Source organism: Duganella violaceipulchra (assembly GCF_019166075.1).
In the GTDB taxonomy this organism is placed as follows: domain Bacteria; phylum Pseudomonadota; class Gammaproteobacteria; order Burkholderiales; family Burkholderiaceae_D; genus Rugamonas; species Rugamonas violaceipulchra.
Genome location: NZ_JAHTGR010000014.1, coordinates 116437 through 134942 on the forward strand (window position 1 = coordinate 116437; position 18506 = coordinate 134942).

The 18506-nt window shown below is 60.3% G+C and carries 17 protein-coding genes; 7 read left to right on the forward strand and 10 right to left on the reverse strand.

What is annotated here, in order from left to right; translation table 11 throughout:
• Positions 1-50 precede the first annotated feature (50 nt).
• The 6 genes from KVP70_RS23885 to KVP70_RS23910 all read right to left on the reverse strand — a co-directional run bounded on the left by KVP70_RS23885 (position 51) and on the right by KVP70_RS23910 (position 8447).
• Positions 51-1244 (reverse strand): TniQ family protein, encoded by a 1194-nt coding sequence (locus KVP70_RS23885; RefSeq protein ID WP_307730286.1) that lies wholly within the window; start codon positions 1242-1244, stop codon positions 51-53.
• An 11-nt stretch (positions 1245-1255) separates the two neighbouring features.
• Positions 1256-3031 carry a TnsD family Tn7-like transposition protein gene (locus KVP70_RS23890; protein ID WP_217944940.1) on the reverse strand — a complete coding sequence of 592 codons (1776 nt, stop codon included), beginning with the start codon at positions 3029-3031 and terminating at the stop codon, positions 1256-1258.
• A 3-nt stretch (positions 3032-3034) separates the two neighbouring features.
• Positions 3035-4543 (reverse strand): AAA family ATPase, encoded by a 1509-nt coding sequence (locus KVP70_RS23895; RefSeq protein ID WP_217944941.1) that lies wholly within the window; start codon positions 4541-4543, stop codon positions 3035-3037.
• On the reverse strand, positions 4540-6930 hold the full coding sequence (locus tag KVP70_RS23900) for a TnsB C-terminal domain-containing protein (RefSeq protein WP_217944942.1): 2391 nt from the start codon (positions 6928-6930) through the stop codon (positions 4540-4542). The genes KVP70_RS23895 and KVP70_RS23900 overlap by 4 nt, the downstream gene beginning before the upstream one ends.
• Positions 6927-7820, reverse strand: a complete 894-nt coding sequence (locus KVP70_RS23905; RefSeq protein WP_217944943.1) for a PDDEXK family nuclease — start codon at positions 7818-7820, stop codon at positions 6927-6929. Before KVP70_RS23905 ends, KVP70_RS23900 begins: the two co-directional genes overlap by 4 nt.
• 201 nt (positions 7821-8021) lie before the next feature.
• Positions 8022-8447, reverse strand: a complete 426-nt coding sequence (locus tag KVP70_RS23910) for a helix-turn-helix domain-containing protein (protein WP_217944944.1) — start codon at positions 8445-8447, stop codon at positions 8022-8024.
• 279 nt (positions 8448-8726) lie between these two features.
• Here KVP70_RS23910 and KVP70_RS23915 point away from each other — a divergent pair, with 279 nt between their 5' ends.
• The 4 genes from KVP70_RS23915 (at position 8727) to KVP70_RS23930 (ending at position 11943) form a co-directional block, all read left to right on the forward strand.
• Positions 8727-9371, forward strand: coding sequence for a TetR/AcrR family transcriptional regulator (locus KVP70_RS23915; RefSeq protein WP_217944945.1), 645 nt, complete (start codon positions 8727-8729; stop codon positions 9369-9371).
• A gap of 169 nt (positions 9372-9540) precedes the next feature.
• Positions 9541-10194: a protein-L-isoaspartate O-methyltransferase family protein gene (locus tag KVP70_RS23920; RefSeq protein ID WP_217944946.1), complete on the forward strand. Its 654-nt coding sequence runs from the start codon at positions 9541-9543 to the stop codon at positions 10192-10194.
• A 15-nt stretch (positions 10195-10209) separates the two neighbouring features.
• Positions 10210-10533, forward strand: a complete 324-nt coding sequence (locus KVP70_RS23925) for a rhodanese-like domain-containing protein (RefSeq protein WP_161007007.1) — start codon at positions 10210-10212, stop codon at positions 10531-10533.
• Positions 10534-10620: 87 nt separating this feature from the next.
• Positions 10621-11943, forward strand: a complete 1323-nt coding sequence (locus KVP70_RS23930) for a TolC family outer membrane protein (RefSeq protein WP_217944947.1) — start codon at positions 10621-10623, stop codon at positions 11941-11943.
• A 54-nt stretch (positions 11944-11997) separates the two neighbouring features.
• On the opposite strand, the gene gloA is transcribed toward KVP70_RS23930, so the two are convergent.
• The 4 genes from gloA to KVP70_RS23950 are packed head-to-tail and all read right to left on the reverse strand — an operon-like array spanning position 11998 to position 14491.
• On the reverse strand, positions 11998-12405 hold the full coding sequence (gloA, locus tag KVP70_RS23935) for a lactoylglutathione lyase (RefSeq protein ID WP_116992071.1): 408 nt from the start codon (positions 12403-12405) through the stop codon (positions 11998-12000).
• A gap of 58 nt (positions 12406-12463) precedes the next feature.
• A complete protein-coding gene (locus tag KVP70_RS23940; RefSeq protein WP_217944948.1) occupies positions 12464-12895 on the reverse strand; it encodes an OsmC family protein in 432 nt (143 codons plus the stop codon).
• Positions 12896-12907: 12 nt separating this feature from the next.
• The gene (locus KVP70_RS23945; RefSeq protein WP_217944949.1) at positions 12908-14233 is read right to left on the reverse strand and encodes a PQQ-dependent sugar dehydrogenase; all 1326 of its coding nucleotides are present in this window, start codon (positions 14231-14233) and stop codon (positions 12908-12910) included.
• Positions 14234-14239: 6 nt separating this feature from the next.
• Positions 14240-14491, reverse strand: coding sequence for a hypothetical protein (locus KVP70_RS23950; protein ID WP_217944950.1), 252 nt, complete (start codon positions 14489-14491; stop codon positions 14240-14242).
• A 143-nt stretch (positions 14492-14634) separates the two neighbouring features.
• On the opposite strand from KVP70_RS23950, the gene KVP70_RS23955 reads away from it, so the two are divergent.
• The 3 genes from KVP70_RS23955 (at position 14635) to recN (ending at position 18450) form a co-directional block, all read left to right on the forward strand.
• The gene (locus tag KVP70_RS23955; RefSeq protein WP_217944951.1) at positions 14635-15726 is read left to right on the forward strand and encodes a DUF3667 domain-containing protein; all 1092 of its coding nucleotides are present in this window, start codon (positions 14635-14637) and stop codon (positions 15724-15726) included.
• A 147-nt stretch (positions 15727-15873) separates the two neighbouring features.
• Positions 15874-16782, forward strand: a complete 909-nt coding sequence (locus KVP70_RS23960; RefSeq protein ID WP_217944952.1) for an NAD kinase — start codon at positions 15874-15876, stop codon at positions 16780-16782.
• Between the two features lie 15 nt (positions 16783-16797).
• Positions 16798-18450 (forward strand): DNA repair protein RecN, encoded by a 1653-nt coding sequence (recN, locus tag KVP70_RS23965; protein ID WP_217944953.1) that lies wholly within the window; start codon positions 16798-16800, stop codon positions 18448-18450.
• Positions 18451-18506: the final 56 nt, after the last annotated feature.

Genomic DNA, 18506 nt, shown 5'->3' on the forward strand with positions numbered 1-18506 from the left:
ATTCTATCCAATGGTAACTTTTCGTCGTGCCGCGCCTTGTGAACGCTGGGTTAAAAAAGTCTTCTCTGGAAGTCGCGAGTGCGGTTGGGGGGACATTGTTGATTAAACCAGTCGGCATCATGGTTTAACAGCCACCGGAACGATTTCGCCTCCGCATGAGCGAATTTGCTACGGCTAGGGTTGGTGGTGGACATGAAGTCGATGCATTTTGCTCGATGAAAATCAGGAGCGCAGTTCACTTCTGGCGTTTGCCTTAAATTTCCTTCTGCATGGAGGTTGACCTTACAGCTGCCGTTGTTCATCACCTGGTGCCATTGGCACTGTGACTTAAAAGCTTCCCAGGAACCAAAGAGCCAACTCAAAAGCAGAAGCTGGTGCAGGCTGCGGCGCCAAATGCGTGGGTCGTCCAGACTGCGGCATAGAATTTCAACGCCACGACACGATACAGCGTCGGAAAAATCAGGGTGATGGCGCAGAAAATTAAAGGAACGTAAAAAACTTGGTACGAAAGCTTCACGGCAAACTGTGCCTCTAGGGGAAAGCAAGGCGTGACTATCGAGCTCTTGACCAATGACCGCTTGCTTTGTCTTCGCATCTAGAAAGTCGCTGTCATCCTTAAGCACAGCCACAGACAAGCGGCCAAGACGGAGCAGTGCGTCTTCGTTAGCAGCTGTATCGATTCGATGAAATGCTTTCTCGAACTTGGTTTCGTCCGGGAGGATAAACCGATTATGGAACTGCCTTGAAAGATCGGTGCAGGCCAGTAGAAGAACATGGTGGGTAGGACAAAACAATACTCCTGGCAGTTGATGTGTTCTACGCCAGTACCCGTATGGGTTGTGGGAACGGTCTTCCCGCAGGCATTGTTTGCAGGTGTGCCATGTGCGGGTATTTCCGTTCGAGAGGATCGACAGACCGTAGCCGGCGATCGCTGCTGGGCGTGGTGTGCTTCCTTTGCGCCAAGGCCATGCGCCCAGTCGCTCAAACAGCGGAACCAGTGTCATCTGCGATAAGAGCTGATCGGGCGATCCCAGTAGCCCCTTTGTCGCGTGGCAGAAGCTCGCCAGGTTGACGGGGAATTCGGACACACGCATGTTGGACGCATGTCCGAACATACTTCGACAGGCGTCGCGGTCATCTCTTGCGGCGTTGGCTCGACGCAGTCTCGCCGCAAAACTGTACAAGGTCTCGTCAGGATGGTGGAGCGGAATGGAGCAAATTTGCATAACCTTGATCCTTCCCATTTGATCGCAGCTTAGCGAGGCGACTCCCAGTCTCCGGCGCGTCCACCGACTGGTCCGCGCCGGGCTGTACGTAGTTTGTAAGCTCTGCCCGTTTTATAGAACGTCTTTTCTGGACATGGCCCGGCCCAAGTCCGCCCGATGCCATGCGCGGCGAGAATCTGATTGATCTCCTTGATTGACGGCCCGCCACAACGCCGAAAGTTACTGAAATATTTGAGGATTTCCCTCGCCTTATTTACCTCCAGCTGCGCAAGCTTGATGATTGCATGGGGCGGCGTATCCGGGGCGTTTAGTGACTGCAGCGTCCAAAGCATGCGTCGCGCGTAAAAGTGCCAGATGGATTCTGCATTGGCATCGGCGGCTGCGCGGGCCAACGGCGTGCGTTCAGCAGTGGGCAGGCGCATGCCCTTGGGCGACCCCGTGGCAGCTTTGACCAACTGGTTCATTGTCACACGGAAGGGACGTTGCTCCTTATGATAGATTGTCGCCGCACTGGCCTCTATCCCTGTGGCCCATGACGGGTCCAGCGCGTCATCCCTCGTCTTAGTGTTCAATCGGCGGGTGGCAAGTTGCTTCTTTTTTGCAGCCGCTTCCTGCAGCCGCGCTTCAATCTGCTCATATGCGTCAGGTACCAATTTTACCAATCGCTTCATCTTGCTGACATTGTGGTGCCAAAGCTGTTGTGGGACGTAGCCAAGCCGTGTAGCGCTGCCGATCAATTCTTCTATCAATTCGTCGGCCTCGGTTTTTTCTTCGTTGTTATCGGCCAGTGTGGACCCAGCGAAGTCTCTCAGCGACTTGATGCGCTCACTTTCGACCAGTTCCTCGATCCGCGCCAGGAAGACGTCGGCTTCGCGGAACAGGTAAAAGGAAAATAGCAGATGGCGATACAGTGGTGCTTCCATCGTGAGCGACGTCTGTAGGACATGGAACCAGCCGCTGGTTTTGCATTTGCTGTACGCTGGGTCCATTTTGGAAAGTACGGCAGGGCCAAAAAATTCTTCAATACTGGCGAACAGCGCCGTGCGTTTTAGGCGATCACTACCCTGTCTAAAGCCTATCTCTATGCTGCGTGATCGATAAAGTTGCACCAACTGGTTGGGCGTCATATGGGCGGGAGCTGCATCGATCAGTGCTTTGGCAAAGCGGGCGAATGCAAGCTCGGTCTCAGTCGGTGCCGTCTCTTCGCTTTTTGCGTGCGCAAGGTCATGTCCGCAGTCGCAGCCAATCCATGCGGAAAGGATCAGTTGCCCAGGCTGAGAAAACGGTTGTCGACATGCTGGGCAACGGTCCATCAGCAGCCTACCGTGTTTCCAGCAGGATGTGACGCCTGGAATTTGATGAGACCGATGGATATAACGGCAGCCATGAACTTTGTCGTCGTCGACCAGGCATTCAGGACAAAGATGTGTCAGCCGGCTTCCACCCACCAGCCGTCGCGGCAATTCAACGGAAGTGATCTCGTTTCCGATGGTTTTGCGTTTGGCTAAGTGGGTGCCGAAGAACCTGCGAAACAATGGAAGCAGCGTGCTGTCATTTTGCAGGTCACGCAGATTGTCGACAGGCGAACCCGGCAGACGAAGCGCGAGTTTGTCGAGATGCGGTTGTACCAGCGGCGTAAGACTGAACGGCGCCAATCCAAATAGCTCTGTGTAAGTGGAATTGTTAGTCAGCTGGCCACGGCGGATGTGGTAGCGGCTCACGCGCGAGCTGATAGTCTCATCCGGCAGCGCTGAGGGAAAGAAGGGAAGTATCTTTGCTGCAGGTGCCGTGGACGTGCTCTTCATTTTTTAAATTCCTTTCCGATTGTTCGTGGCGCTGCCTTCCTGTTTCTGAAGCAGTTCAATCCCGGTGATCAGGTGGTCTTGGAGGCCATTGTTGCGCATGTCGCTCTCGTCCAAGGCGGTCTTCGCTTGCTGCTTCTTTGCATTCTGATTTTTCGACCGTGTTTGTCGCCGCTGCGCTGTTTCTGCTGACTGCTGGGCAACCGGCTTCCTCCTCTTCGTAGTTGGGGTCGATGTCGCGGGTCCGTCGCATGCGGCTGGCTGCTCCACTTCGTCTTCTGTATCTGATGCGTAATACCCCCAGCGTTGTGCGTAGCGCTGCCATGGCACGTCGACGAAATCCTGCAGTAGCAGCGGATTACGGTCTCGAAAGCCCGCGATCAGTTGACGATCACGCTCACTGAAGTCAGGTCCCATGAATGCTTGCTTCATGTGCTCTTCAGTCACGGCTTGGTTCCCCTGATCGAGCGCCAGCCGTTGCGATGCAACACGCATTCTTGCACCGTAGGACCGGATGCCACCGCAATACTTAAAGAGTATGGAGCCGTCCTTGTCTTCCACTTCGGAAGGCAGCGGCATCACGTTGTATCGCCACAGGGCGGGAGCCAGAATATCTGTGTAATCGTAGTCCTCCTTGTCCATGGGATGCATTTCAATGTTGCCGCTGGAGCCGACTCGCCGCATGTCTTGCGAGAAGGAGTCCAGCGCATCCATGCCAAGCGGATTGCCCATCAGAACTAGGGGTATCCCGAAGTTCAATATTCGCAGGAAGAAGGTGGCAGCCAGTCCCCCGCGTGCGCCCCCAGCGAAGTTCCGGCCCTGGAGTTCGTCGATCACTAGCACGCCGACAGCGTGGTTGTTCAGGATGATCCCGACTTGGACAGCAAGCTTTTCGTTGCTGAGTCCCGTCAAACTGCGCTCGCGTGAGTAGCTGGTTCCGGCGCACTTGTCGAGTTCTACAAGTATCTGGAGCAGAAGTCCGCCGAGTGAGCCGTCATGGCTCATGCCGACGTATAGCCACGCGACCTGCGTCATATGGGTCCAGTCCGCACTTCTGGAGTATCCATGTTCGAACTTTGGTGGCAACTGCGTCAAGGCCCGCAAGATCTCATAAGTCTTACCCAATCCAGTCACGCCGGACACTCTCATGCATTTTGCGGAATGCGGAAACCATGGGACTTCCCGCAGTTCTCGTCCGGCGAAGCGTGCGACTGCCATGAGATGTGCGCGTGTGCTGGTCTGGGTCGGATCTCGCGCTATGCACCCGCGCCTTATCATTCGGTAAAGACGCGTTGTGGTATCGAGTGAGGTGAGCGTCGGCTCGAACAGTTGTTCTTGCATGAGATCGAGAAAATCGTGTCTGGCAGTGGTGCTAAGACTCGCAACGTCCACCCCGGCAAGTGGCCAATTATGCAGACGCTGTTCCAGGTCGTTTGTTGAAAGATAGGGCTCCAATGCTTCCAGTAAAGGATTTCCTTGCGTTGCATGAAGTATGTTGTTGACCGACGCGCTCATGAAAACTTCCTTTCACTATTGAAGCGCGACAGACGCGCCTTTCTCAATTCGATCAACGGGGATGTGCTCGATAGCGTGGGCTGCGGCGGTTTCGGCGTACCGGTCCCGTCGTTGGCCGCTGCCGGCATCTCCGGGAGAACAGCGGGTTCTGGATCATTGCTGCGGGTACGCTGGATGACGTTATTCATTTCTTCCCGGCGTTCATTCGCCTGAGCCGCGCGTACGCTGGCCTTCTTCTTGCTGGGAGGCGGCTGCTTTCCAAGCGCCTTGCGCGCAGCACTCTGTAGTTGCTTCGCATCGGCCTCATCTTCTTGCCGGAAAGATTGCTGGTCGATATCGTCCTGGTCGCGCCGCGAAGCGCCCAGCACGTTGTCCAGCTTTTCGGCATCGTTGAGGGCACAGAGATCAGCAATTCCCCCTTCATTGATGAACAGCGCATCATCTCTTATGTTGGGTATGACGTGTATGCCATTCTGATCGGCCAGGAAGACCTGGCTTAGGTCGTCTGGATCCGCGCTTACCTCGATGTATTTTTCTCCCCGCGACGCTGCCTGAATAATTCCGGCCTGCGCGAGGTACGGATGGTTGAACTTGGCGCCATGCAGAAGCTCCACCAATTTGCCGGTTTTTGGCCGGTGTAAAATGAGGCCGCCGCGTTGCACGCTGGCGGTGAATTTAGGAAGCAGATGTGCGCGCAGGTAGTCCGGATTGATGGGCTTACCCGAAACATATCCACTGGCGACAGCCCAACGATAAATTTCAATGCGAGTGCGGTTGAGTGTCTTTCCCCGCGCTGCGAATTCCCGTTGCATTTCTGTCGGGATCATATGCAGCGGCAATTCTTGCTGTGTATTGGACCAGTGTATCCAAAGAAGCAATAACCGCATATAGGCGTAGCGAGTGAGCAGCGCGGAGGCGATGGCGAGAGGTTCGCCTCTTTGAGCTTGTCGGCCCTTGGTTGTACCTGTCATTTTGTGGTCAAAACGACGATGACGGGAATGGTGTCCTGATTCAGAGGAACTATTGCGGTCGGCACGGCCGCTGGTGATGAATTCGATGCGCGATGAGAGCTCATCGACGATGGAGGACATACCATCCTGGCTGCGAAGTTCGCCGTTGTCGCAAAGGTACCTTGAAAAAAACAAAGAGGGAAAGTCGTCCGCTGGAAGGTCCAAGCCATAGTGCTGCAGCGTCGTTGACTTGTCCGTGGCAGCGCGGAGAATGGCCAGTTTGGCGTCGTCGGTGCACAGGCCGTTGATGGCGACATGCCACCCCATGTACAAACCCAGCCATGCATCACGTACAAATAGTCCCCGCCCCACTCCGATGGGTTGTAGCGGATTCCCGCATGCCACTTGGTTGACATCGATCGGAGAGGCATCCAGCGAAGCCACTTGACCGACCATTGTGATGCCGTCGCGGGCCGTGCCTACTAAAGGTCTGAAATTCTTTGCCCATTGCCCCTCTCCCATCAGGCGGCGGGCGGCAGCATACTGGTCTTTGCCGGCCGGGCCGTGATAGCGGAAATCGCTTTCCGTCGGCCGCTCGTTCGCTGGTAGGAGATCAACTGCCCAGTAACCGTGTTTTTGAGTGTAACCGTTGCTGTAATAGACCGCGCTCATGGACAAGAACGCATCCCGTATCGTCGTGCCCGGACGAACAAAAGCGCCGTAGCCGTCTTGCATATTTTCGACGTCCTGGTCCGTCAGGATGAGGCCGGCTTGATCCGTTCTGCCCGCCTTGACTGCCGCGTTTTTTCTGCCGAGCTTGACGCCATTTTTTGCACGCCTTTTTTTGCCAGGCGCACCGGAACGCCCGGTGTTATTGGGCAGCAGCGCATTCCGAATGCACCCGAACGCGTAGTATCGATGCAAGGCGTCGAATACTTGGCCAGCACTGACTCCAGCCTCCCTTGCGCGATCTCTTACCAGCGCATCCAGGCAACTTAGATCAGGGAGTTTTGTGGGAACCGTTTTTTCAGCTATCTCGACGAGTGGGGCGATGAGCTTGAACTTGAAGTTGCGTTTTCGCTCAAGCGGGGAAAGATGGCGATCCTCAGCCGGAATTTCAGGATGGCCAGTTGGGGGCGAACGCTTGCGCAAGTCGTCATCGCTCATGTACCAGTGGCTTGGCAAAGGAAGCGTCGTCTTCCGAATGACCTTGGTTTCAAGCATGAGCCTTAGCTGTGATAGCTTCGTCGTGTGGAAGCCTTTGGCGTAGTAGTTCACCTTTTTTGCATGCGGGGGGCGTTTGGGCACAGGGATCGGAATCAATACGGCCCGGTCCAGTTTAGGAATGACTTCCACAACCCGTTGCAGTCCTCCAAACGGACCATCGGGTTCCGTTCCAACCAGCACGTCACCTGCGAAAATTGAGATGTCGATCATGTCCAGGCCTCCCCAAACAGTCGCTGCTGCCATGCTTGCCGCAATGCCCGGCCGCCGGGCCGCGCCGGGTAGGAGTGAAGAATCCGCACTGTGGGGTCGATATCGATCGCCTGAGTCCAGGCGCAGTGCCTGAAGAGGAACCAAGCTTGGTCGAGATCGAGTGAGCATTGCGAGGAGGCTTTGTTGACCGCTTCGAGAATAGACAGTGCTTTGCTCTCGTTGAAGCTCGCCGCGAACTGCGCCGCATAGTTCTCCAGATGAGGGAAGTAGCGCAGGTTGGACGCGTCGAGCCAGTTTTCCAATTGGCCGGCGGTGAAAACCGAGATTAAGGCCGCACTCGACACATAGTATCTCGCTGCTATATCGATCGCGTATCTGCGTTCGAGTTCAAGGCGTTCCAGCGTTCGCCATTTGACGTCGTCTACGGGGGAGTTGATCGGCTTGGACGAAAAAATTGTCAGAGCGCTGCGGCCGCCGAGTCGGGTTGTCGCTAGCAGATCAAGACTGGCGACATAGGGGACGTTTGTGCCGAACTCCACACCGTGTTCGACACCTGCAGCGGCGGCAATTGCCAATAGGCCGCGTGACCAAGGCCTGGGCTTGTCCTGCGCGACGCCGTACAAATCTAGTGGATGAGGATGAGGGATAGGCCAGATAGGAAATTGCTCGCGGAGATCTTCTACTCCTAGCCACAACAGGAACAACGCCGTGTGATATTCGCCGCGGGAGAAGTAGTGGGCTGTACGGCCCAGAGGAGGCATCCTCGAAATCACCTGGTTCGATTGCGGAGAGGGATTCTTTTTTCGCAGCGTCAGCCAAGGGAGATAGTGGGGGCCGATTCCTAGCCCGTGACCCAGCGTGATCCGGGCCGTCAGCTTAGCGTAGGTCATGCCCTTGCTGCGGCGCTGCTTTGGCAACGGCTCAGTGAGCGGGTGGCCCTGGTCACTCGCGGCTCCTCTCGGCACTCCAGAACTGGCTGATTTGGATTCCCACATAACAGCTCCGCTTGTATAGCGATTCTATTGACAGCGCTGCAAGGCAATGCTGCTGGAAAACATCAAAATCTATGGTATTAAGTTCTAATTTTGCTTCTAAGCGGGCTTCTTCTTGCCCATCGGCCCTTGCCGTCGTGGTGGCAGGGCTGGCGGCAGCTGAGCGGTAGTCAGCGTATCCGGCAAACGTAATGCGATCTGCATCAACTCCAGCTGGACCGGGCGCAGCGTGTCCACTTGGCGCCGGAGCTCGTTAAACAGTTTGTACATATCCTCGGATGCACCGACGGGCAGAATGATCTTCCGTTGCGACTCGTCCAAAGCTGCGCGCAGCCGGGCTTCCCACGTATCGCTCAACTGCAGGCGTTCATTTATCCTGTCGATAAATTCTCCGCCATGCGGCCCTTTTCCCAGCTCAATAGCCGAGATGTAGCTCTGCTCATATCCAAGTTTAGCCGCAAAATCGGCCTGTCGCATGCCACAAAATACTCGCAGGTCTCGGAAAGCTATGGCGAACGGGCTCATACGAAGAACTCAGTGGTTATAACTACTAATTTTGAGTATATTTTAGACATGCCTTTTCCTTTGTCAACCTAAATTCGCGTTTGCTTAAGGCGTGGCCTGATGGTGATGCTTGGCGACTGGCCCATTCAGGGTTTTATTCTTTAATCATAGGTCTCCATTCAAGCTTCTATTCTTCTGTTCAAGGTTCTATTCGGACGTAACAAGAGTAGCCCTTGCTTGACGCTGACCCGGCTTGCGCTTATATTAATGACTTATAAGTAAGTTAAATTGGGTACACCCATGCAAGCCCCTCAAGATACCAAGCCACGCTGGGAGCGGCGCAAGGATGCGCGGCCGCAGGAATTGCTGGCGGCGGCGCTGGACCAGTTCGTCGAGCGCGGCTATGCCGGCACGCGCCTGGAAGACGTGGCCAAGCGCGCCGGCGTGTCCAAGGGCACGCTGTACCTGTATTTCGCCAACAAGGAAGAACTGTTCAAGGCCGTGGTGCGCGAGAACATCGTGCACGCCATCGGCGAGGCCGAGCAGGAAGCGGCCGTGTTCGACGGCCCCAGCGCCGAGCTGCTGCGCGCTATCCTGATGAAGTGGTGGAACCAGATCTGCTCCACCCACCTGGCCGGCATCACCAAGCTGATGCTTGCCGAAGGCAATAATTTCCCCGAGCTGGCGCAGTTCTACAACGAGGACGTGGTCGCCCGCGGCAACGGCCTGATCGCCAGCGTGCTGGTGCGCGGCATCGCGCGCGGCGAGTTCCGCCCGGTCGATCCGGCCGTCATGACGCCGGTGCTGGTGGCCCCGGTGCTGATGCTGATGATGTGGACCCACTCCTTCATGCCCACCTGCGAGATGCCGCCGATCGACCCGCAAGCCTTCATGAACACGCTGATCGACGTCACCCTGCGCGGCCTGGAAGCGCCCCAGCCGTGAGCCGCCCAGCCCAAGATTTGCGCCAAACTTGCCATTTTGGTAGGTTCAACCCCCTTAAACTGCAGACTGTCGCAATTTCCCGCGAACCCGCCGTCATATCGTTAATATGTGCCTCGATGCCAGTTCAACGATAAAATGACGGATTATTTAATCCGACCAGAGTCATAAGATGAATATCGAACAAGCCCGCTTCAACATGATCGAACAGCAAATCCGCCCTTGGGACGTCCTGGACACGAGTGTGCTGGATCTGCTGATGGTGGTGAAACGTGAGAATTTCGTGCCGCTTGCGCACAAGGCGCTGGCGTTTGCGGATACCGAAATCCCGCTGCCGGGCGGCCAGGTCATGCTGAACCCGAAGGTGGAAGCGCGTCTGCTGCAGGACGTCAACGTCAAGAAGCATGAGAGCGTGCTGGAAATCGGCGTCGGCTCCGGCTACCTGGCGGCGCTGCTGGCGCACAAGGGCCGCCACGTGACGGCGGTGGAAGTGTCGCCGGAGCTCAAGGCGCTGGCGGAAAAGAATTTGGCCGACAACGGCGTCACCAACGTGACGGTGGAGCTGGGCAATGGCGCCCAGGGCTGGAGCAACGGCGCGCCGTTCGACGTGATCGTGGTGACCGGCTCGCTGCCGGAGCTGCCGCCGGCGTTGTTGCAACAATTGAAAGTGGGCGGCCGACTGGCGGCCATCATCGGCCAGTCGCCGGCGATGAAGGCGCAGCTGATCACCCGTACCGGCGAAGCCGGCTACGACACCCGCACGCTGTTTGAAACCGACGTCAAAGCGCTGGCCTCGGCCACGCAGCCGTCGCAGTTCAAGTTTTAAGCGGGGCGTACCAGCATGCAGCAGATCACCGCTCTGGAACTGGCCGACTGGCTGGCGGACGATGCACGGCCCAGCCCGATGTTGCTGGACGTGCGCGAAAACTGGGAATTTGAAACCTGCCGCATCGACGGCTCGGTGCAGATCCCGATGAACACCATACCGGCGCGCATCGACGACCTGGATGAGGATGCGGCCATCGTCTGCATCTGTCATCACGGCGCGCGCAGCATGCAGGTGGCCGCCTTCCTGGAGCGTAACGGCTTCGGCAAGATGGTCAACCTGACCGGCGGCATCCACGCCTGGGCGCTGCAAGTCGACAGCACGATGGCCAAGTATTAAGCGCCGCGGCGCTAGTAACGAGCGCGGCGCTCAGGTAGTGTGTTTTTGATTTGATCAACTTTTTTGATGACTCCAACGGAGAATGCAATGCAGAGACCCCTTATCGCCGTGCTGATTACCAGCGCCTTCTTGACGCTCAACGCACAGGCGGCCGACCTGATCCAGGTATATCAGCAAGCGCTGGCCAATGACGCCACGTACGCCAGCGCCCGCTCGTCGCTGAGCGCCGGTCAGGAACGGATCACCCAGGGGCGCTCCGGCCTGCTGCCGAGCATCTCGGCCAGCGGCAGCAATACCCGCAATAGCGGCGATCAGGCCTTGTATAACAGCCTCGTCGGCGCCTACGCGCCGAAGAGCGATGTCGACAACCACGCCAATTCCTATTCCGTGCAACTGACCCAGCCGCTGTTCAACTGGGCCAGCTGGCAGACCTACCAGCAGAGCAAGCTGGCGCAGGCCACCGCCGAAGCCACCTTCGCCCAGGCCCAGCAAGACCTGATCACCCGCGTGGCGCAAGCCTATTTCGACGTCCTGACGGCGCAGGACAACCTGACCTCGACCCAGGCGCAGAAAGTGGCGACCACCGAACAGCTGGCCTCGGCCAAGCGCAACTTCGAAGTCGGCACCCAGACCATCACCGACACCCACGAGGCGCAGGCCGCCTACGACCTGGTGGTGGCGCAGGAATTCGCCGCCATCAACGACCTGGACAACAAGCGCACCGCGCTGCAAGTGATCATCGGCCAGACGCCGGGCGAACTGGCGCCGCTGCGCACCGGCGTGGCCATCAACGCGCCGTCGCCGGCCGCGGTGGAACCGTGGGTCAGCTCGGCCGAGAGCCAGAACTACGCCGTGGTGGCCGCCAAGCTGAACGTGGAAATCGCCAAGCGTGAAATCGAGCGCAACCGCGCCAACCACATGCCGACCGCCAACCTGATCGCCAGCACCACGCACCAGACCGCCACCGGCACCCAGCGCTCCAACAACAACGCCATCGGCGTCAGCTGGAACGTGCCGATCTTCAGCGGCTTCGCCGTCACCAGCAAGGTGCGCGAAACCATCGCGCTGGAAGACAAGGCCCGCAACGACCTGGAAGCGACCAAGCGCGCCGCCTCGCAGAACGCCCGTTCGGCCTACCTGGGCATGAACAGCGGCCTGGCGCAGGTCAAGGCGCTGGAAGCGGCCGAGGTGTCGAGCAAGTCGTCGCTCGATTCGAACAAGCTGGGTTACCAGGTCGGCGTGCGCATCAACATCGACGTGCTGAACGCCCAGAAGCTGCTGTACTCGACCCAGAAAGACCTGGCCAAGGCCCGTTACGACACCATCATGAACGGCCTGCGCCTGAAGTCGGCCGCCGGTTCGCTGAAGGAAGACGACCTGGCGCCGATCAACGCCTTGCTGACGCACTAAGCTGCGCCAAGCTTGATACAAAAACGCCGGTTCAGTTTTGAACCGGCGTTTTTTTTAGAGTCCGGCGCCCTGGCCGTCGAAGCTGCGCTCGATCAATTCGATCTTGTAGCCGTCCGGGTCGGTGACGAAGGCGATCACGGTCGAGCCGCCCTTGACCGGGCCCGGCTCACGCGTGACGGCGCCGCCGTTGGCCTTGACGGCGGAGCAGGCGCTGACGATGTCGTCGGCCGAGATGGCGATGTGGCCGTAGGCGGTGCCCAGCTCGTAGCTGGTCTGGCCGTAGTTGTAGGTCAGCTCCAGCTCGGCGTGTTCTGGATTGGAACCGTAGCCGAGGAAGGCCAGCGTGTACTGGTACTCGGGATTGTCGCTGGTGCGTAGCAGCTTCATGCCGAGTACCTTGGTGTAGAAATCGATCGAGCGCTGGAGGTCGCCGACGCGCAGCATGGTGTGCAGAATACGCATGGAAGTCTTTCGTGGGGACGGATAAACCAGAATTCTATGCGTTTTGCCGCCGCCGTGCTCAGCTCATCAGTTTGGACTCCAGGCTGATCTCCGCATTCAGCACTTTCGAGACCGGACAATTCTGCTTGGCCTTTTGCACCGCCTCGTCGAATTTCTGCTGGTCCGCGCCCGGTATCGTCGCCACCAGCTTCAGATGCACCTTGGTGATGGCGAAGTTGCCGGCCACCTTGTCGAGCGTGACGTCGGCGCTGGTTTCCATCTTTTCAGCGGTCAGGCCGGCCTCGGCCAGGATGCCGGACAGCGCCATCGTGAAGCAACCGGCGTGCGCGGCGCCGATCAGTTCCTCCGGATTGGTGCCGGGGCCGTCCTCGAAGCGCGCCTTGAAGCCGTAAGGCACCTTGTTCATGGTGCCGCTCTGGGTGGAGATGCTGCCGATGCCGTCCTTCAGGCCGCCGCTCCAGATTGCCGAACCCGTGTGTTTGCTGCTCATGATGTTGACTCCTTATTTGCCTGCGGTTGTGGTGGCGGAAGGCGCCACGCGCCAGATGATGTTGCCGACGTCGTCCGCCACCAGCAGCGCGCCTTGTTGGTCGACCGCCACGCCGACCGGGCGGCCATGCGCCTTGCCGCTGTTGTCGAGGTAGCCGAACAGGAAATCCTGCGGCGGGCCGGACGGCTTGCCGCCGGCGAAAGGCACGAACACCACCTTGTAGCCGCTATGGGGTTTGCGGTTCCACGAGCCGTGCTGGCCGATGAACACGCCGCCACGGTAAGACGGCGGGAACAGGCCGGCGTCGTAGAACGCCAGCCCCAGCGAGGCGGTGTGGGCGCCCAGCGCGTAGTCCGGCACCAGCGCCTTCGCCACCAGTTCCGGCTTCTGCGGCGCGACGCGGCGGTCGACGTGCTGGCCAAAGTAGCTGTAGGGCCAGCCGTAGAAGCCGCCTTCCCGCACCGAGGTCATGTAGTCCGGCACCAGATCGTTGCCCAGCTCGTCGCGTTCGTTGACCGCGGCCCACAGCGTTTTGGTCTGCGGTTCCCAGCCCATGCCGGCGGCGTTGCGCAGGCCGGTCGCGTACAGGCGGGCCTTGCTGGTGGCCAGCTCCAGTTGCCAGATGGCGGCGCGCCCGGTTTCCGCCTCGATGCCGTTTTCGCCGACGTTGCTGTTGGAGCCGACCGTGACATACAGGTACTTGCCGTCCGGGCTGGCGACGACGTTCTTGGTCCAGTGGTGGTTGATGCTGCCGGCCGGCAGGTCCATCACCTTGACGCCGGGCGTGTGGATCGAGATCGCGCCTGGCTGGTAGGGGAAGCGCAGGATGGCGTCGGTATCGGCCACGTACAGCTGGTCGCCGACCAGCGCCATGCCGAACGGCGAGTTCAATCCCTGGATGAACACGCTGCGGGTCGACGCCGCGCCGCTGGCGTCCAGCCCGCGCAGCAAGGTGATGCGGTTGGCCGAGGCGCCGGCCGCGCCGGCCTTCTTCATTTCATGCCGCAAGATCGCGCCCTTGATGCCCTTGTTGTCGTCCGGCTTGGGCGGGGCGTTGGTCTCGGCCACCAGCACGTCGCCGTTGGGCAGCGTGTAGAGCCAGCGCGGATGGTCGAGATCGCGCGCGTAGGCGGTGACGTTGAAGCCGGGCGCGCTGCGCGGCCGGTCCTGGCCCTGCCAGGCGTCGACCGGCGCCACATTGACGGTGGGGATCAGCGAGCGCTCCGGTTCCGGCAAGGCCGGATTGGGGCCGTAGCCGGTCGGGTAGCTTTGCGCCGGCGCGAGCGGCGCGGCCAGCAAAGCGGCAAAGGCGATCAAAGCGGCGAGGGCGGCTTGCATGCGGGGTCAGTCGCGCTTGTTGCCGGGCTGCGGCAGGGCGGTGCCGGCACGGGGACCCGGCGCGCGCGTGCGCTCCACGCCGGGCTGGTTGTGCAGGTCGGTGTCGACCAGGCCGCGTTCGATATCGCTGGCGGCCTGCTTCATGATTTTGCGCGGCTTGGGGTCGTGGGCGTCGGGCGCTTCGTCGCGCTCGTGCGGCATGCGCTTGACGCCGTCGTTCTCGACCTTGGCCTTGGTATTGACGTGTGCGTCTTTCATGGCGACCTCCCGATGCATATGCGTGAAGCCATCTTAGCCAGTTGTTTTTTTCACGGTCGCCAGATTGAATTCTGACAACTATCATCTGAACTCGTTTATCATTTGGTCACTTTTTCCACGCTGTTATCGATCAGGATGTTTGCATGAGCACTGCTGTGACTTCGGAGCACGACGCCCACGCGCCGCCGGCCAATTGCCCCAACTGCGAGGCGGTGGTCAGCGGCCACTATTGTTCGAACTGCGGCCAGGAAGCCATCCTGCATCACGCCAGCACGCGCGAGTTCCTGCACGAGTTCGTCGGTCACTACGTGGCGCTGGAAGGCAAGCTGTGGGGCACGGTGATGCGCCTGCTGTTCCGCCCCGGCGCGCTGACCCTGGAATACATCCGCGGCCGCCGCGTGCGCTTTGTGCAGCCGCTGCGCCTGTACCTGACGCTGAGCTTGCTATTTTTCGCGATCATGAAGTTCTCCGGCGGCTTTGATCCCGGCGTGGGCGACAACGACAAGGCCGAGACGGTGGTGGCGAACGGCACGGCGGCCGCGGTCGGCAAGGTCGCCGAGGCGCAGGCCACCGTGGCCGACAAGCTCAAGCCGCTGACGCCGGAAGAGCAGCGCGGCAAGAGCGCCGCCGAGGCGGCGATCGACGACATGCAAAAGGAATTCAAGCTGGAGGAATCGACCGCCGCGCGCGCAGCCGAACCTGGCAAGGCGAAGAAGCCGGAGAAGGCGAAGGACCAGGACATGAATGACCTGAACTTCACCGTGTTGGACAAGGACGGCGATTTCCTGAACCGCTGGCCGGCGCTCAAACACAAATGGCAAGCCTTCGAAGACCTGCCCAACGGCGAAAAGGGCAAGGTCTTCACCGAAGGCTTCTACCACTACGCGCCGTATGCGATCTTCTGCCTGATGCCGGTGTTCGCGCTGATGCTCAAGGTGCTGTACCTGGGCTCGGGCAAGCGCTTCGGCGAGCACCTGCTGTTTGCGCTGCACACCAACGCCTTCGCCTTCTTCATCTACTGCGTGATTCTGCTGGTGCCGTCCGGATTGCTCGGTTTCGTGCTGTGGTGCTGGCTGCTGGGCTACCTGCCGTGGGCCATGCGGCGCGTGTACGGCGGCAGCCGCTGGGGAGTGTTCTTCCGCTGGGGTACGCTGATGACCTTTTATTCGATGGCGATCGGGGTGGCGGTGTTCCTGTCGATGATGGCCGGGATCATGAGCGTCGGCGGCCACTGAGGTCCTTGCAGTCTGGCCGCCGGCACACTATACTGCGCAAAATACTGTTTAAATGTACAGTTGTGAGAAGGGCGGGTGATAGCAGAAGCCTGCGTTATGGGTTACTCTGCTGCGTGTCGCCGACCTCACCCTTTTGCCGAGATTTTTATGACCGCCACGCACGCCGTTTATCAAACCATCGCACTGGTCGTGCGCCAGAACACCGACGGCATCGCCGAATCGGTGCGCAGCGTGGTCGATTTCCTGCAACAGGACGGCTACACGGCGGTGTTTGAAGAGCAGACCGCCGCCCATCTCGGCTTCGAGATGGCCAACGTGCGGGTGATGAGCGCCACCGAAATCGGCGCCCACTGCGACGCCGCCATCGTCATGGGCGGCGACGGCACCATGCTGGGCATCGCGCGCCAGCTGGCGCCGTTCGACGTGCCGCTGATCGGCATCAACCAGGGCCGCCTGGGCTTCATGACCGACATCCCGCTCGACGCCATGCTCGACGTGCTGCCCAAGATCCTGGCCGGCCGCTACAAGGCCGAGCGCCGCACGCTGCTCGAAGGACGCGTGGTGCGCGACGGCGACACCATCCACGTCGGCCTGGCCGTCAACGACGTCGTGGTGTCGCGCGGCGCCGGCGCCGGCATGGCCGAGCTGCGGGTCGACGTCGACGGCCACTTCATGTACAACCAGCGCTCCGACGGCTTGATCATCTCGACCCCGACCGGCTCCACCGCGTATGCGCTGTCGGCCGGCGGGCCGCTGCTGCATCCCAGCCTGGGCGGCGTGGTGCTGGTGCCGATCGCGCCGCACGCGCTGTCGAACCGGCCGATCGTGCTTCCAGAATCGAGCGAGATCGTGATCGAAATCGTGCGCGGGCGCGACATCTCGGTCAACTTCGACATGCAGACCTTCGCCAGCCTGACCGCGCAGGACCGGATCATCATCCAGCGTTCGCCGCACTCGATCACCTTCCTGCACCCGGAAGGCTGGAGCTACTACAACACGCTGCGCGAAAAGCTGCACTGGAATGAACATCCTTCCGCCGAAGGCAAACTCAATTAACCTCACCAGGCCTCCATGCTCCGTACCCTGTCCATCCGCGATTTCGTCATCGTCGACACCATCGAACTGGAATTCTCCGCAGGCTTCACCGTCTTCACCGGCGAGACCGGCGCCGGCAAATCGATCCTGATCGACGCGCTGACGCTGGCGCTGGGCGGGCGCGGCGACGCCAGCGTGGTGCGCGAGGGCGCGGCCAAGGCCGACATCACGGCGGACTTCGCGGTGAGCGAGCAGGCGCGCGACTGGCTGGCCGCCAACGAGTTCGCGGTGGAGGAGGGCGGCGCGCTGCTGCGCCGCGTGATCGACAACGCCGGCCGCAGCAAGGCCTACATCAACGGCATCGCGGCGACGGCGGCGCAGCTGCGCGAGATCGGCGACATGCTGGTCGACATCCACGGCCAGCACGCGCACCAGTCGTTGATGAAGACCGAGGCGCAGCGCGTGCTGCTCGACAGCCAGGCCGGCGCCGGTGGCGATGTCAAGGCGGTGACGCTGGCCTACCGCGCCTGGCGCGCGCTGGGCAAGCAGCTGGAGGAGTTCGAGACCAACGCCGCCAACGTGCTGTATGAACGCGAGCGGCTGGAGTGGCAGGTCAACGAGCTGGAAAAGCTGGCCGTCAAGCCGGGCGAGTGGGCGGAGGTGAGCAATGAGCAGAGCCGCCTGTCGCATGCGGCCAGCCTGCTGGAGGGCGCGCAGGAGGCGCTGACAGTGATCTCGGAGGCGGAGGAACATCCGATCCTGTCGCAGCTGTCGTCGTTGAACCAGAAGCTGGGCAAGCTGGCCGGCATCGACACCGGCCTGCAGGCCATCGTCGACCTGATCGAGCCGGCGCGCATCCAGTTGCAGGAGGCCGTGTATGCGCTCAACGATTACCTGGACCGGGTCGACCTCGATCCGGAGCGGCTGCGCAAGGTGGAGGCGCGGATGGACGCGATCCACTCGGCGGCGCGCAAGTTCCGCGTCACCGAAGAACAGCTGCCGGAGGAGCACGCGAAGCTGGCCGGGCGCCTGGCGCAGATCGCCGACGCCAGCGACATCGAAGCCTTGCGCAAGCAGGAAGAAAAACTCAAGGCCGCCTACATGGAGCAGGCGCGGCGCCTGTCCGGCACGCGCGCCAAGGCGGCCCGCCAGCTGGGCGACGCGGTCACCCAGGCGATGCAGGAACTGAACATGACGGGCGGCCGTTTCGAGGTCGCGCTCAACGCCGGCGAGCCTGGCGCGCATGGGCTGGAGCAGGTCGAGTTCCTGGTGGCCGGCCACGCGGGCGTGGCGCCGCGCTCCTTGGCCAAGGTGGCCTCGGGCGGCGAACTGGCGCGCATCTCGCTGGCGATCTCGGTGATCACCTCGAACGCCACCACCACGCCGACCTTGATCTTCGATGAAGTCGACAGCGGCATCGGCGGCGGCGTGGCCGAAGTCGTGGGCCGGCTGCTGCGCCGCCTGGGCCAGGAGCGCCAGGTGCTGTGCGTGACGCACTTGCCGCAGGTGGCCAGCCAGGCCGGCCAGCACTTCCAGGTGGCCAAGGGCACGCTGGAAAACGGCAAGACCGCCTCGCGCATCGACGTGCTCGATTCGAAGGCCCGCGTCGAAGAAGTGGCGCGCATGCTGGGCGGCCTGGAAATCACCGCCACCACCCGTAAGCACGCCCGCGAGTTGCTGGCCTCCTAAGCCCGGGGTTTCTTATCTATAATGGCAAGCTGTCCTATACACGCTGCCATTGGCCT